The organism is Alcanivorax sp. P2S70, from assembly GCF_000475295.1.
In the GTDB taxonomy this organism is placed as follows: Bacteria; Pseudomonadota; Gammaproteobacteria; order Pseudomonadales; family Alcanivoracaceae; genus Alcanivorax; species Alcanivorax profundi.
On record NZ_AXBZ01000046.1, the window covers coordinates 1 to 14,640 of the forward strand.

Below are 14,640 nucleotides of genomic sequence, written 5' to 3' on the forward strand. Positions count from 1 at the left end.
CCGGCTTTCTTCGTTCTGGGCTGGTCTGACGTTGGATGACAAACCCGTCACTTCAAATTGATCCTCAAAGCTATTCAGGCTTTAGCATCAAACGTCCGACTTCAGACGTCCGACCACACCCTGTTACTCGCCGCGCTTCTCTCGTTTCTCCTTGCGCTTGTCCTTGCGATCCTCCATCCGCTCTTTACGCTTCTCTTTCATCTCTGCCATTTTTTCCTGCTGTTCGGGGGTCAGGATAGCGTTGATCTTTTCCTGGGTCTCATCGTGCAAGGCTTTCATTTTTTCACCCTGCTCATCGAACACGGCTTGTAGTTGCGTACTTTGCGCTTCGCTCAGATCCAGCTTCTTGGTCATGTGCTCAACCATGCGTTCGCCACCCCGGTGATCCGGGCCATAAGCAAACGCGGTGCCAGTGATAGCGAAAACAGCAACAGCAACGATAGCGATCTTTTTCATGGTGCTCTCCTTCTGGACATGAGTCCCTGTGTTTTGATGGAGTCAGTATCACTGTAAAGATTGCAAGGAATATGCAGGGAATGTGGAAGAGCAGTTGAAAGTTTAAACGCGGATCAGGGCAGCAGGTTGTGAGCCGCTGTGCCTGCGTGTCCCAGTAATGGCGCGGGGAACAGCGTTCCATTTCAGGAAGGCCCCAGATGGCGCTTTTCAACTTTGAAAATTAAACTTTTCACTCAAGGCGTTTCCAGCCGGTAGCCGACGCCGTAAACACTGCCGATCCAGTCGTGGGCATCCGGGCTGCCGTCACTGAGTTTACGGCGCAGTTTGCGGATGTGGCTGTCGATGGTGCGGTCGGATACCACGCGATGATCATTGTAGATTTCATCCATCAACTGGTCCCGGGACCAGATACGGCCGGGGTGGCGTGCCAGGGTGTTGAGCAATGCAAATTCGATGGCGGTAAGGGCGATGGACTGGCCGGCAATGCGCGCTTCAAAACGGTCGTCATCCAGCACCAGTGCGGGTTGTGCTTCTTCTGCCGGTTGCGGGTTGGCGCGGCGCAGCACGGCTTTCACCCGGGCTACTACCTCACGGGGGCTGAAGGGTTTGCAGATATAGTCGTCGGCACCCAATTCCAGTCCCAGCAGCCGGTCCACTTCATCCACCCGTGCGGTAATCATCAGGATGGGAACCTGGCTGTGCTGGCGGATGGATTTGCACACGTCCATGCCATCGCCATCGGGCAGCATCAGATCAAGCAGAATGGCATCAAAGCCACCGTCCCGTGCCAGTGCCATGGCGGTTTGAGCACTGTCGGTCTGCTCGGTGTCGTAGCGGGCGTGTTGCAGGTAGTCGGCCACCAGCTGGGACAGGCGAGGTTCGTCTTCCACGATCAGGATACGGCTCATACGGACTCTCCCGGCAGGGTCAGGGTAATGCGTACACCGCCCAGGGGGCTGTGTTCAGCGCGGATACTGCCACCGTGGGCTTCGGCAATACGCTGGCAGATGGCCAGCCCCAGCCCGGCCCCGCCAGTGCGTCGGTTGCGCGAGCTTTCGACCCGGTAGAGGTGATCAAACAGATGGGGAAGGGAGGCGTCCGGGACGCCGGGGGCGCTGTCTTCCAGAACCAGGGTCCACTGTTTGCCGGTGCAATCCAGCCTGACACGCAGTTGACCACCGTCGTGGGTGTATTTGAGGCTGTTCTGCAGCAGGTTATCCAGCAGCTGGCGAATGCGTACCGGGTCCATCAATAGCCAGGCGGACTCCGGTAGCCAGCGGTCGACGATGAATTGCTTCTCGTCGAACAGGTGGCGATAGCTGTCCAGCACGTCGTGAGTCAGTTGCGCCAGATCTTCCTCAACCAGCTGGTAGCGCAGGTTGCCGCCATCTGCCAGCGCCAGGTCGTGGAGATCATTCACCAGATGGGTGAGCTGTCGCGTTTCGGTTTCCAGCGCCTTGATGGCATCGAGCGTCAGTGGGCGAATGCCGTCGCTGAGGGCTTCCAGTTCCCCTTGCAGAATGGCCAGCGGGGTGCGCAGCTCGTGGGCAATGTCAGAGAACCAGCGCTGGCGGGCTTGCTGCCCTTGCTCAAGGCGCAGGGACAGCTGGTCGAGCTGGTGCCCCAGACGGCCCAGTTCGTCGCGCCGTGGGCTGTTCAGGCGGCCGCTGTAATCGCCTTCCTGCAGGGCACGGGTGTGGTGGGTCAGGGCCAGAATCGGGGCGACCAGGTGACGGGCCAGCAACCAGGAGACCAACAGCGAGAGTACGACACCCACCGCGAGCATCCACAAGACAAACCGCAGTTGGCGCTCCAGAAAGCGGTCGTCCAGCTTGTCACGAATGGCCTCCTGATTGGGGTAGGTGAGATAGCCGGCCAGTTGATTGTTTGCCAGAATCGGAACTTCTACCCGGAGTCGTGGTGGGGCAGGCGGGCCCATTAACAGCTCTTTGTCGGTATCGAGCAGCTGCAAGTGGCGGTGATCATCATTTTTGCCGCGGTGACGGTCTTCGTCACCCGCCAGGCGATACAGACGTTTCAGGCGGCGGGGTTCTTCGAGCAGAAAATTCCAGCTGCCGGTTTGTTGGTACAGGGAGCCAAGGTGCTCGGCGAGACGTTCCACCTGTTCCTGCTGACGTTCGTCCAGGTAAGTGTTGAGGCTGCGGACAAATGACAGGTAATAAAACCCACTGGCCGCCAGGATCAGGACCAGAAAGGTGCCAAGAAAAATCAGGAACAACTTGTTGCGAATGCCCATGGCGACAGTTCAACGGTTTTGGAACACCCAGTGTACCGCGCCGCTGTGGGCGGGGGAGCATTTGCACAATGTTTTCATAAAGCGAGCGGAGCATAGCGACGAGCTATGCTCGATTGGATAGAAAAACCAAATTCGTTCCCGGTTTTCAGAAGAACGGAAAAGCCTTCCAACTCGTCCCTATCCCTTCGGTTGCCACAGGGTTTCGGGATGTTCGTGCCGCAGGTTGATCAGCCGTGCCATGACAAACAAAAGATCGGAGAGGCGGTTGACCAGTGCCTGACTCACCGGGTTTACGGCATCCTCATCGGTATCATGCAGGGAAACCAGGACGCGCTCGACCCGTCGTGCGACGGTGCGGCAGTGGTGACACCAGGCCGCATCGGGATGGCCACCTGGCAGGACAAACTCCTTCAGGGGCGGGAGTTCGGCATTGATCATGTCGGCCTGGGACTCCACTTCCACCAGGTCGTGGTCATCAATCACAGCGCGTCCGGGCACGGCCAGTTCTCCACCGATATCAAACAACCGTTGCTGAATGCCATCGAGCGCCCTGTCCAGGTCGGCATCCAGTGAGCGCGCACGGAGTACCCCAAGGGCACTGTTGAGTTCGTCCAGTTCGCCCAGAGCATGAATGCGCGGGTGTGCCTTGCTGACGCGGGAACCGTCCGCGAGTCCGGTATCGCCTTTGTCGCCGGTTCGGGTAATGACGCGATTGATACGGGTTTTTTCAGTCATACAAGCATCCTTTCCTGGGGCTCGATGTGGGAGCTTGCCTGCAAGCGATGGAGCCGCAAGCTTCACGCTACAAGCTGCAACACGGGAAAGCCAGGGGCTGGAACCTTGGACGCCGCGCCCGTGCACAATTTCTAAGCCCGCGGGCAGGGCGTTTACGTTGCGATGAGCTTATTTCGCGTTGCCGCTTGTAGCTTGGAGCTTGAGGCTGTCCTTAAAGTTCGAACCCGACCGCGATACGGTAATGGCGCTCCGGCAAGGGATACAGGGTGGCGCTGTTGGTCGTGGCGTTGTAGTTCCCGTAATCCGCGACCTGATGGTTCTCGAGGTTGTAGGCGCCGGCGCGCAGGTAAAGTCCGCGGTAGCGGGCGGTCAGCTGCAGGTCCGTGGTGCGATAGTGTTCCAGTTTCGTGTACTGGTTGGCCAGATCGCCGTCGTAATGACGGTCGCCCACATAGCGGTGGCTGAGCTGCGCAGACAGCCAGCGCAGCGCTTGCCAGTCGGCGATCAGCGCCATCGTGTGCTCGGGCACCAGCGGGACATCGTTGCCACTGTATTGGCCACCATCAAAACGGGCCTGTTGGGCACTGGCGTTGGCGGTGAACGTCAGGTCCTTGTCGACCTGCCAGCGGGAATTGATGCTGATGCCTTTGTGGACGGTGGGGTCGTCCAGGTTGCGATTGGTGAACGTGGCCGGGTCAAACAGGATTTCATTGTCGATCTCGCTGCGCCACAGGGTCAGGGTCGAATACTGGAATCCCTGAGACCAGCTGGCGCCGACGGTATAGGTTTTGCCTGTTTGGGGATCCACTGGCGGGTTGAAGGGCGACAGTTCATCCAGGTTGGCAATGCGCACGCTGCGCTGCGCGCCGGCGAACAGGGCCAGATTGCCGGTGAAGGTGTATCGCAGGCCGCCTTCATACATCTCGCCGTCCTGGTCCTTGTTGGCCCCTTCACCGCTGAGTGTGCTGTCCAGCTTGCGGGCACCGGCACTGATGGAAAATTTCGGGGTGAGGCTGATCAGGTCGTGGATATACCAGGCACGCTGGGACTGTTCCAGATCCCGGTTTCCGAAGCTGGTAATGCTGCGGTAGTCATATTCATAAAGATCGACACCCAGGGTCCAGTTATGCACTGCGCTGCCGGTGGCGCTCTGGCCTTCCAGCTTGGGGGTGACACTGTAACTGTCTACCCGGGTGTCACCGAAGCTGCTGCTGGAGACATAGTCGAAATCCTGGTGTTGGCGTCGACGGCTGACATCCAGGGTCAGGGCGCTCTGGTCCCCCAGGGCAATACGGATTCCCGGCATCAGCCAGTAGTTGTCCTGCTCGGCTTCATCCTGAGGGGTGCTGGTGCCTTGCGGGTCGTCGCGGAATTGGTTCTGGCTCGCATCGATGGTACGGCCACCGGGGAGCCCCAATGATTGTTGTTCACCGGTGGCGGTAAAGTAGGCTTGGAAGCCCTCTCCCTGATAACGCAAATCGCCGAAGACACTGTGATTGCGGGTGTCGTTATTGTCCCGATAGCCGTCGCTGATCAGGCTTTGAGAGGCCAGTGCGCCACTGATTCTGTCGCGGTTCCCGGTGGCATGGAACTGTCCTCCCAGTGCGTTATAGCTGCCACTGCTCACTTCCAGTCCGGCGCTTTGTTCGTATCGCTGCCGGGTGACGATGTTGATGGTGCCACCTGTAGCGCCATTGCCGTACAGGGCGGCCCCGGCGCCGGGAAGGATTTCGATACGCTCAATGGCCGCAAGAGGGATGCCGGTCAGGTTTGGCGAGCCAAGATCGATGCCGCTGAGGCGCCGGCCGTTGAGCAGAATCAGGGTGTTCTGGTTGCCGGTAGCGCCAAAGCCCAGCAAGTCCAGGCTGGCGCCGCTGCCATTGATGCCGTACAGCTGGCTGGCTTGCAGGCCGCCCACCGTGTCGAGGACCTCACTCAGGTCGCTGGCAGGCAGGCTGTTGAGGGTGTGACGGTCGAGGATCACTGCGCCAACGGGCAATTCCCGCGCCAGACTGGTGCTGGTGGCACCACTGACCTTGACGGTCTGGAGTTCATTGGCGGCCAGAAGTTGACCAGAAGCAAGCAGGCTGACAGCCACAACAAGAGAACGCTGCATCGGGATTCCAGGACAGATGACAGAAGTAGGCGAACAATGCTGGCTACGATGGCGAAAAACGCGGCTCAATGCCAGTGCAGAAGGGTAAAAAGTAGCAGGGTAAAAAACCTGGGTCGGGTGACCGTCGTCACTGGCCGCGCGTGAGTGACGCAATGATCGCCAAGTGTGCCGGCACGGCGATGCCAAGCCTGTTGGCTTGTGTCACCAACCAGCCATTGATGGCATCGATCTCGGTAGGCGCGCCGCGCTGTCGATCAGCCCGCATGGAGGAGGTGTTGCCCGCCGTGGCTTGCGCGACGGCTAGCACATTGTCCAGGGAATGCCCCGGCCAGTCCGGGTTCAGGGCTTGCAGTACCCGATCCGCTTCCTGGCAAAGGCGTGTAGCAGCGTCTCGCAGGGCTGGGTCGCTGACAATATGGCCATTGGGCACATCGTGGAGCGCGGTGAGCGGGTTGATGACTGCGTTGGCCACCAGCTTTTTCCACTGCGGTTCGCGGATATCGTCACACCATTGAAGATCTGGCCAGTGCGGGGTCAGGCTGGCAAACCAGTCGGGTTGTGGGCCGTTGCCCCCCATCCAGGTGGTGTTTTCGGCAATGATCTCATGGTCGGGATGCTGGCCCTTGACGGCACTGGTGGAGACGGCTTCTACCACCTGCCCGGAAGGTAACAGCTCATCCAGGGCTCCCAGCCCGTTTTGCAGTCGCAGCACCTGTGTCTCCTCGTTTATCCAGGGCAACAAGGGGCTTAACGAGGATCGCGTGTAGGGGGTTTTAACCGCCACCAGCAAATGCCTCACAGGGCCTGTAATAGCTTCAGGGGCCAGGGTGGGCAGTTGCAGGGCAAGCTCCGGGTTACCGGCGCGATGGAGTTGTTTTTTCAGGTCTGAGGACGCGCCGGAGCGGACGACAGTGACGCCATGACCGGCCCGGGTCAGGTACCAGGCGGCCAGGGTGCCCATATTGCCAGCGCCCAGCAAAAACCAGTGTGGGAGAGAGGATGTCATGGCCGCATGGTATGCCAGCGACCAGTGAAAGTCAGGCGCTGGCGGAGACGGCCACGATCCGTTTGCCGGACAGGGACTGGTCCAGTTCGGCACTGGCCTGGTCGAACATCTGCTCGGCACTGGTCCCGCCCTCGGTGGCGGTGAGGGCCATGCTGACCTGCAGGCTGATAAAACCGGCGGCGGTCTGGTAGGCACGATGGTTCAGATTTTCATACAGACGACGGAAACCAGAGGGGTCGCAGTTATCCAGATGGGGTTGCCAGGTGACCAGGGCAAAGAGGTCGGGTTGCAGGCGACATAGATGATCCAGCGGCCGTACCGCCTGACGGAGGCGACGACTGAAGGCGAGTACTCCCTGTTGCATGACCTTTTGACCGCGCTCACGTAGCAACGATTCGTAGCCTTCCACGCGCAGCAGGATCAGGCAGGCCGCGCCACTGCGTTTCTCTGCCTGCTTGATGGTGCTGTTGAGTGCGCGAAGGCCGTCCTGGCGGTTGCCGAAACCGGTGAGCGGATCAAGCAGAGCCTGACGTTTGAGCTGCCGATTGAACGACAGCATACGCTGGTAGTCGGTTTGCACGCGGTTATGGCGCTGGATAATCCGGTCGGCGGCCATGACCCGGTGCTGCAGTTGTTCGGTCATGGCGGATTTGGAGACAAAGTCGTCTACGCCCTGATCAAATGCCTGTTGGAGGGCGTCCACCCCTTCACGGGCGGTGAGCAGTAGCACATAGGTATAACGATTGTTGGCTTCGTCGCTCTGGCGAATGCGGCGGGTGAGTTCCAGACCGTCCATGCCGGGCATCAGCCAGTCTGCCACAACCAGGTCTGCGGGCTGCCCGGCGAGCTGGCCAAGAGCGTCCTGGGCGCTATGGGCATGACGAATACGGGTATAACCCGCGGCGGCCAGGGTGCGATTGACGACGGCTGCTGAAAAACGAGCATCGTCTACCACCAGAATATCCATTTCCGACACGTTCATTGGCTTTCTTGTTGTTTTTTGTAAACGTCAACTATAGCCGGTTTGTGAATTGATTGAAAATTATACTGTGACCCTGTTGGGATCGTCGCCGCGACTCAGTTCCGGAAGGTGGGGTGGCGCTGAATCAGGTAGATCAGTCCCAGCACTGGCACCCCCATCAGGCTGGCCAGTATGAAAAAGCCCGGGTAGCCCAGGTTGTCCACCATACTACCGGAATAGCCGCCGATGGTTTTCGGCAGCAGCGTCATCAGTGAGCTGAAAATGGCGTACTGCACGGCGGTAAAGGAGACATTGGTGAGTTGTGAGAGGAATGCCACAAAGGCGGCGCTGGCCAGCCCGGCGGTCAGATTGTCCGCGGAAATGACCGCATACAGAATTCGGATGTCATGGCCAGCATAGGCTAGCCACAGAAACAGCAGGTTGGTCGCCACGGTCAGAACGGCGCCCAGGTACAATACCTTGATCACGCCGTGGCGCATTGCCAGCAAACCGCCCAGAAAGCCCCCGGCAATGGTCATGAACAGGCCGAAGGTTTTCACCACCGCTGCGATTTCGGTTTTGGTAAAACCGATATCTTCAAAAAAGACATTGGAAATCACCCCCAGCACAATGTCGGATACCCGGTAAAACCCCACAAATACCAGCAGGAGCAATGCAAGGCGGGAGCCGTATCGCTGGAAGAAATCGAGTACCGGTTCAACGTAGCTCTCGTGCACCAGTTGCTTTTCGTAGAGCGGGGTCAGCCCGAGTAGACGAATCACCACGAACACCACCCCTATGGCGACTGCCAGGCGCAGGCTTTCTACTGCCAGACCGGCCAGGGCGCCGTTGTTCAGCACCAGTTCCAGGGCCTCCCGGGCATTGGCTGAGATGCCGCGGGTGAGCACATAGGTAGCGACAAAGGCGAGGATGCCCGCGACGAAAATGCTCAGAAACTTCAGGTACTGGCCGCTGCTGTATTGATACGGTGACGGGCGGGGGTTGGCCGGCTCGCGAATGATCAGGGTGGTGACTGCGCCTACCAGCATGGTCAGGGCCATGACGCCATAGGTGGTCTGCCAGGCGGCGTAGCTATAAGCCTCGCTGGTGGAGCCCAGCACGCTGGCCAGCACCAGTGATCCCGCGCCGGAGGTGAGCATGCCGATCCGGTACCCGGCGATATAGGACGACGACATCAATGCCTGCATCTCGGCGCCGGCGGATTCGATGCGGTATGCATCAATCACGATGTCCTGGGTGGCAGCAGTGAACCCGAGCATCACCACGGCGAATGCCATCAGGTTCAATGCCCCGGGTTGGGTGGGGTCTACCAGGGAGATGCCAAAAATCGACAGGGCAACGGTAAGCTGCGCGATCAGCAGCCAGGCCCGCCGGCGCCCCAGCCATTGGGTGAGGCCGGGGACCGGCAAGCGGTCAATCAGCGGTGCCCACAGGAACTTGAAGGAGTAGGCAAGCGCGGCCCAGCTGAAGTACGTCACGGTGGAGCGATCCACACCGGCTTCGCGCAGCCATAACGACAGGGACGAAAAGATCAGCAGTAAGGGAATTCCTGCCGAGAACCCGTAGAAGAACATGGTGACAACACGGGGATGCAGGAAGGCTTTCAGGGAATCCTGCCAGCTGGAGGCTTGTGATGGCATGTCAGATTAACGGGCTCTTCCAGTGGGCGAAGGGATCATCATAGACACTTTGTCAGCGGGGAGCGATGCGGGTTCAATCGTTCCAGGTGACAAAAAAGCGATTGGGGACCTTGCCGCCCGTTACTGCCACTTTCTCGTCCAGCAAGCGCTGGATCTGTCTCTCCCCTGCAGGTGTGCCGGCCAGGGCAATGCGGCCATCACCGCGCAGTACCCGGTGCCAGGGCAGGCGCGAGTCGCTGGGCAATTGGCTCATCAATCGCCCAACAAAGCGGGCATGGCGGGGAAAGCCGGCCTGTCTGGCCACAGCGCCATAACTGCTGACCCGGCCGGCCGGGATGGCGGCGACAATCTGGTAGACGGCGTCTCGGAATTCATTGTTCATGGGGAAAGCTTCAAGCCACAAGCAGCAAGCTGCAAGAGAAAACATACGGTTCATTGCGTATTAGCGGGGAGGGGCTGGAGCGTCGGTTATTCGCTCCGCTCACCCTTCGGGCGTTCCTTCGCTGCGCTCTGTGATCTCTGTGGTGAGACAGGTTTTGATCCTGGTCTTGGAATCGCGCCGCGAGCGACGCTCCTACGGAAAGGGGGGAGGATTAAATCGGGCTTTTCGCTGAAACCCGCGATCAACCCAAAAAAGCCGCGCTCCTTTCAGAACGCGGCTTTTAGCGTGTTGCCTGCGTGACGCGTGCCAGCGGCTTAACGCAGCCCGCCGTCCATATCGATGCAGCGACCGGTGAAGTAGTCGGTTTCGAAGATGAAGGCCACGGAGCGGGCAATATGCTCGGCTTCACCCAGGCGACGCAGGGGGACCGCTTGTACCAGACGATCACGGGCTTCCGGCTTCATGGCGGCCAGCATGTCAGTGTTGATGGTGCCCGGGGCAACGGCACCGGTACGGATGTTGTAGCGGGCCAGTTCTTTTGCCCAGACTTCAGCCATGGCTGCAACGGCGGATTTGGCGGCAGAGTAGTTGCTCTGGCCGAAGCTGCCGTGTCGGGCCAGCGAGGAGATGTTCACGATCACGCCTTCCTCGGTACCCAGTTCCAGCATTTTGGCTGCGGCTTCACGACCACACAGGAAAACACCCGTCAGGTTGACGTCGATCACGGCCTGCCACTGTTGCAGGCTCATCTTGCCAACCACTTCGCCGTCCTTGTACTTCACCAGCAGACCGTCACGGGTGATGCCCGCGTTGTTGACCAGACCGTGCAGGGCACCAAAGTCATTACCCACGTTGTTGAACAGGGTTTCAACTTCTTCTTCCTTTGCCACGTTGGCAATGTAGGCACGGGCTTCGCCGCCAGCGGCTTCACAGGCTGCCACGGTGGCGTCCAGGTCTTCCTGGTTCAGGTCCACACAGGCGATGCGGGCGCCCTTGCTGGCGAAGTAGCTGGCAATACCACGGCCCAGACCGCGGCCGGCACCGGTGACAACAATGACTTTCTGGTTCAGATCCATGGTGATTCCTTAGACTGTCGGTTCACGTTGAGGGCGATTATGGGAGTGGCCTCGGGCAAGACCAATGACCGGATTGCTCAGTGGGGCTGGAAAACCGGGAAAGCGGCAGGGCTGCCAATCGCTGCTATTATCAAAACAGCACGCCAGGAAGGTGGTGCGGCAGCCGAGACAAGGAGAGGAAAGCATGCAATTGGAAGCCGACGCCCAGTCGTTCATGTATCAGCATAGCCATGCGGCACTGGCCACGGTGGATGCCGGGCTGCATCCGCTAAGCACGGCGGTCAATACGGTGCCGGACCAGGAAGGACGCTTGATTGTGCTGCTCAGTGACTTGGCGGAGCATACCGCCAATATTCGCCAGAACGCGGCCGTTTCGCTGATGTGGGTCGAGCAGCAACATAGTGACTGGCAGGCGGCGACGCGGTTATCTGTCACGGGGGAGTTGGTGCTGATCCCGGCAGAGCAGGGGGAGCGCTACTTGCAGATTTTCCCCCATGCCCGCGACTACCTGGCGCTGGACTTTCGCTTCTATGCCTTGCGTCCGGAAAAAGCACGCTGGATCCCGGGCTTTGCACGTGCCGAGTGGCTCAATTGCGATGCGGTTGCCCAGCCATGGGGCTGGGACCTGGCCCGGGAGCAGGCCATGGTCGGGCATATGAATGATGATCACAGCGACGCCGTGGATCATTATCTCAGCCTGTTGGGCCAGCCGGGAGAGGGCGCAAGGATGTTGGCCATTGATCCCTGGGGGGCCTGGCTGTGGCATCAGGAGCGCCTGCGCCGCCTACCCTTTCCTGCCCGGGCTGAGGATGCCGGGCAGGTCCGTGAAACCCTGGTGATGCTGGCGCGTACACGACCGGAAGATTTTTTCCTCGCGCGCCCTTGAAAGCCGACCCCCAACCCCCATTCCTCTGCCCTGCAGACAGTCAGCAGCAAGCGCCTGTTTCCTGTTGACTGTACTGTCATCATTACTATGATTGGCACTCGACTCGTTAGAGTGCTAATTCGGACTGCCAAGCCGGCCCTGTCGTTGGCTTGGATGTCATCAGAACTAAACTGGGAGTTTAAGGAAAATGAACATCCGTCCTTTGCATGATCGCGTGCTGGTTCGCCGTGAAGAAGAAGAAACCAAGTCCGCTGGCGGTATTGTGCTGCCCGGTTCTGCCACCGAGAAGCCGTCCCGTGGTGAGGTGATCGCCGCCGGTAATGGCAAGATCGCCGACAACGGTGACGTACGTCCGTTGGACGTGAAGAAGGGTGACAAGGTGATCTTCGGTCAGTACGCCGGTAACACCGTGAAGGTGGAAGGCGAAGAGCTGCTGATCATGAGCGAATCCGAGATTCTGGCCGTCATCGAAGGCTAAGGGCTGGGCGCTGATGCCCGGTACCACAGGATCAAGAACACTACAGTCCCCCGTTATCGGGGATGGAAAAGATTTCGCAGAGGTAAAGAACAATGGCTAAAGAAGTACTGTTTCGTGATGACGCCCGTGCCCGTATGGCCAAAGGGGTCAACATTCTGGCTGACGCTGTAAAAGTTACCCTCGGCCCGAAAGGTCGTAACGTGGTGCTGGAAAAATCCTTCGGCGCGCCCACCATCACCAAAGATGGTGTGTCCGTGGCCAAGGAAATCGAGCTGGAAGACAAGTTCGAAAACATGGGTGCCCAGATGGTGAAGGAAGTGGCGTCCAAGGCGAACGACGAAGCCGGCGACGGTACCACCACTGCCACCGTACTGGCCCAGGCCATCGTCAACGAAGGCCTCAAGTCTGTTGCCGCAGGCATGAACCCGATGGACCTCAAGCGTGGGATCGACAAGGCGGTAGACGCGGTTGTCGGTGAGCTGAAGAAGCTGTCCACTCCCTGTGACAGCACCAAGAGCATCGAGCAGGTCGGCACCATTTCTGCCAACTCGGACAAGTCTGTAGGCGAAATCATTGCCCAGGCCATGGAAAAAGTAGGTCAGGAAGGTGTGATCACCGTTGAAGAAGGCCAGTCCCTGCAAAACGAACTGGAAGTGGTAGAAGGTATGCAGTTCGATCGCGGCTACCTGAGCCCTTACTTCATCAACAACCAGGAAAAAATGCAGGTTGAACTGGAATCCCCGTACATCCTGTTGGTTGACAAGAAAATCTCCAACATTCGCGAACTGCTGCCGGTTCTCGAAAACGTGGCCAAGCAGGGCAAGCCACTGATGATCATCGCCGAAGATATCGAAGGCGAAGCGCTGGCGACCCTGGTAGTGAACAACATGCGTGGCATCATCAAGTGTGCGGCGGTGAAGGCGCCGGGCTTCGGTGATCGTCGCAAGGCCATGCTGCAGGATATCGCTATCCTGACCGGTGGCACCGTGATCAGCGAAGAAGTGGGTCTGAGCCTGGAAAACGTTTCCCTTGAAGACCTGGGTACTGCCAAGAAAGTGAACATCGACAAGGAAAACACCACCATTGTTGATGGCGCAGGTCAGCAGGCGGACATCGATGCCCGCGTTGAGCAGATCCGTCGCGAAGTGGAAAACTCTTCCTCTGATTACGACAAGGAAAAACTGCAAGAGCGTGTGGCCAAGCTGGCCGGCGGTGTTGCCGTGATCAAGATCGGTGCTGCCACCGAAGTGGAAATGAAAGAGAAGAAAGCTCGCGTTGACGACGCCCTGCACGCGACCCGTGCTGCGGTGGAAGAAGGTGTGGTACCCGGCGGTGGTGTGGCTCTGGTGCGCGCTCTGGCCAACATGGGTGACATCGAGGGTGAAAACGAAGAGCAGAATGCCGGTATCGCCATTGCGATTCGAGCCCTGCAAGCGCCGCTGCGTCAAATCGCTTTCAACGCCGGTGCGGAAGCATCCGTGATCGTTCAGGAAGTGCGCAACGGTTCTGGCAACTATGGCTACAATGCCGCCACCGGCGAGTACGGTGACATGTTGGAAATGGGTATCCTGGATCCCGCCAAGGTAACCCGTACCGCGCTGCAGGCAGCGGCTTCCATCGCTGGCCTGATGATCACCACCGAAGCCATGGTGGCTGACAAGCCGGAAGAAAACGCCGGGGCCGGCGCCCCGGATATGGCCGGCATGGGTGGTATGGGCGGCATGGGCGGCATGATGTAGTGCGACGTGAAGTCGCGAGGTCGCTAGCCTTTGCGGGCTACTTCGGGGGCTCCGCTCCCAATTAACCGCAGAAAATAGCGTATTCCTTACCCGGTGATCGGGTCTTCGATCCGGCGCCGGGTATCTCCCTTAGGGGAGTAATACCCAGCTGGACCTTGTCTGGCTAAACGGCTTCCCATGCTAATGGGATGAACGTTTATTCGGTGAAGACCGATGAATGTGCATCCGAGAAGTGGTGGGGGTATGCGTTTGCATGCCTCCATTGCTTTTCCCGTGCATTTAATCCTCTTGGGCTTCCTGCCCTCAAACGTTTCTTGGCCTCGGCCATAAAACGCGGATTCCTGTGTCTGGAAGAACGTGCTGGCACCTCTCGGTGTAAGCCGTTTCTGTCATTGTTTCGTTCACGCAGCGACTAGGTGTGAAAGCGAAACCTGTTGTTCGACCAACAGTAGCCTATGGGCAGTGCGTTGCTGGTAACGGCAAGGTGCGAAGCGCCCTGACAATGTAGTCCCACTCTGTGGTCTGGTTTGCCCGTGAGGGTTGCCGGGGATTCTGCCAGCAACAGGCGGATGAGACGCTAGGCTGGACGGTAGGGTCAACGTAAGTGAACTGCTGATAAACACCGTCAACCGCATGGAGCCAAAGTTGCTGACAGGCTTCGACCAAAATGGTGTGTGGCTGGCTATCCCTCTTACATCTGGGGATACGTCGACACTGAGCCACCGGTGGATAGGCAGGACCTAACCCGTTCGTGTGACAGACTCGGAACACGGTAAGCCCGTATCTTCGCCTGGATCCATCAGGCAGGTGGACCGCAAGGGAAGCTGATGGAGGTGCGGGTAAAGGAGGATGGAGAAAGCGAATGCTTGCCTGTAATGGGTGGGATA

The 14,640-nt window shown here is 58.9% G+C and carries 13 protein-coding genes; 3 read left to right on the forward strand and 10 right to left on the reverse strand.

Features of this window, described 5'->3' with window-relative positions:
• Window positions 1-123 precede the first annotated feature (123 nt).
• The 10 genes from Q672_RS30130 to Q672_RS30175 form a co-directional block, all read right to left on the reverse strand.
• Complete coding sequence (locus Q672_RS30130; RefSeq protein WP_022986250.1) at window positions 124-456, reverse strand: Spy/CpxP family protein refolding chaperone; 333 nt, start codon at window positions 454-456, stop codon at window positions 124-126.
• Between the two features lie 233 nt (window positions 457-689).
• Window positions 690-1,364, reverse strand: coding sequence for a response regulator (locus tag Q672_RS30135; RefSeq protein ID WP_022986251.1), 675 nt, complete (start codon window positions 1,362-1,364; stop codon window positions 690-692).
• The gene (locus Q672_RS30140; protein WP_022986252.1) at window positions 1,361-2,713 is read right to left on the reverse strand and encodes an ATP-binding protein; all 1,353 of its coding nucleotides are present in this window, start codon (window positions 2,711-2,713) and stop codon (window positions 1,361-1,363) included. The genes Q672_RS30135 and Q672_RS30140 overlap by 4 nt, the downstream gene beginning before the upstream one ends.
• A gap of 177 nt (window positions 2,714-2,890) precedes the next feature.
• Window positions 2,891-3,448 (reverse strand): cob(I)yrinic acid a,c-diamide adenosyltransferase, encoded by a 558-nt coding sequence (locus Q672_RS30145; RefSeq protein WP_022986253.1) that lies wholly within the window; start codon window positions 3,446-3,448, stop codon window positions 2,891-2,893.
• Between the two features lie 211 nt (window positions 3,449-3,659).
• Window positions 3,660-5,564 (reverse strand): TonB-dependent receptor plug domain-containing protein, encoded by a 1,905-nt coding sequence (locus tag Q672_RS30150; RefSeq protein WP_022986254.1) that lies wholly within the window; start codon window positions 5,562-5,564, stop codon window positions 3,660-3,662.
• A gap of 127 nt (window positions 5,565-5,691) precedes the next feature.
• Window positions 5,692-6,570 carry a ketopantoate reductase family protein gene (locus Q672_RS30155; RefSeq protein WP_031226850.1) on the reverse strand — a complete coding sequence of 293 codons (879 nt, stop codon included), beginning with the start codon at window positions 6,568-6,570 and terminating at the stop codon, window positions 5,692-5,694.
• A 31-nt stretch (window positions 6,571-6,601) separates the two neighbouring features.
• On the reverse strand, window positions 6,602-7,552 hold the full coding sequence (locus Q672_RS30160) for a GGDEF domain-containing response regulator (protein ID WP_022986256.1): 951 nt from the start codon (window positions 7,550-7,552) through the stop codon (window positions 6,602-6,604).
• A gap of 95 nt (window positions 7,553-7,647) precedes the next feature.
• Entirely contained in the window at window positions 7,648-9,192 is a 1,545-nt protein-coding gene (locus Q672_RS30165; protein ID WP_022986257.1) for an AmpG family muropeptide MFS transporter, read from the reverse strand.
• A 73-nt stretch (window positions 9,193-9,265) separates the two neighbouring features.
• Window positions 9,266-9,574 carry an MGMT family protein gene (locus Q672_RS30170; RefSeq protein WP_022986258.1) on the reverse strand — a complete coding sequence of 103 codons (309 nt, stop codon included), beginning with the start codon at window positions 9,572-9,574 and terminating at the stop codon, window positions 9,266-9,268.
• A 314-nt stretch (window positions 9,575-9,888) separates the two neighbouring features.
• Window positions 9,889-10,650, reverse strand: a complete 762-nt coding sequence (locus Q672_RS30175; RefSeq protein ID WP_022986259.1) for an SDR family oxidoreductase — start codon at window positions 10,648-10,650, stop codon at window positions 9,889-9,891.
• A gap of 184 nt (window positions 10,651-10,834) precedes the next feature.
• On the opposite strand from Q672_RS30175, the gene Q672_RS30180 reads away from it, so the two are divergent.
• The 3 genes from Q672_RS30180 (at window position 10,835) to groL (ending at window position 13,753) form a co-directional block, all read left to right on the forward strand.
• Entirely contained in the window at window positions 10,835-11,536 is a 702-nt protein-coding gene (locus Q672_RS30180) for a HugZ family pyridoxamine 5'-phosphate oxidase (RefSeq protein ID WP_022986260.1), read from the forward strand.
• 187 nt (window positions 11,537-11,723) lie between these two features.
• The gene (locus tag Q672_RS30185; RefSeq protein ID WP_022986261.1) at window positions 11,724-12,014 is read left to right on the forward strand and encodes a co-chaperone GroES; all 291 of its coding nucleotides are present in this window, start codon (window positions 11,724-11,726) and stop codon (window positions 12,012-12,014) included.
• A 92-nt stretch (window positions 12,015-12,106) separates the two neighbouring features.
• Window positions 12,107-13,753, forward strand: coding sequence for a chaperonin GroEL (groL, locus tag Q672_RS30190; protein ID WP_022986262.1), 1,647 nt, complete (start codon window positions 12,107-12,109; stop codon window positions 13,751-13,753).
• The last annotated feature ends 887 nt before the right edge of the window (window positions 13,754-14,640 follow it).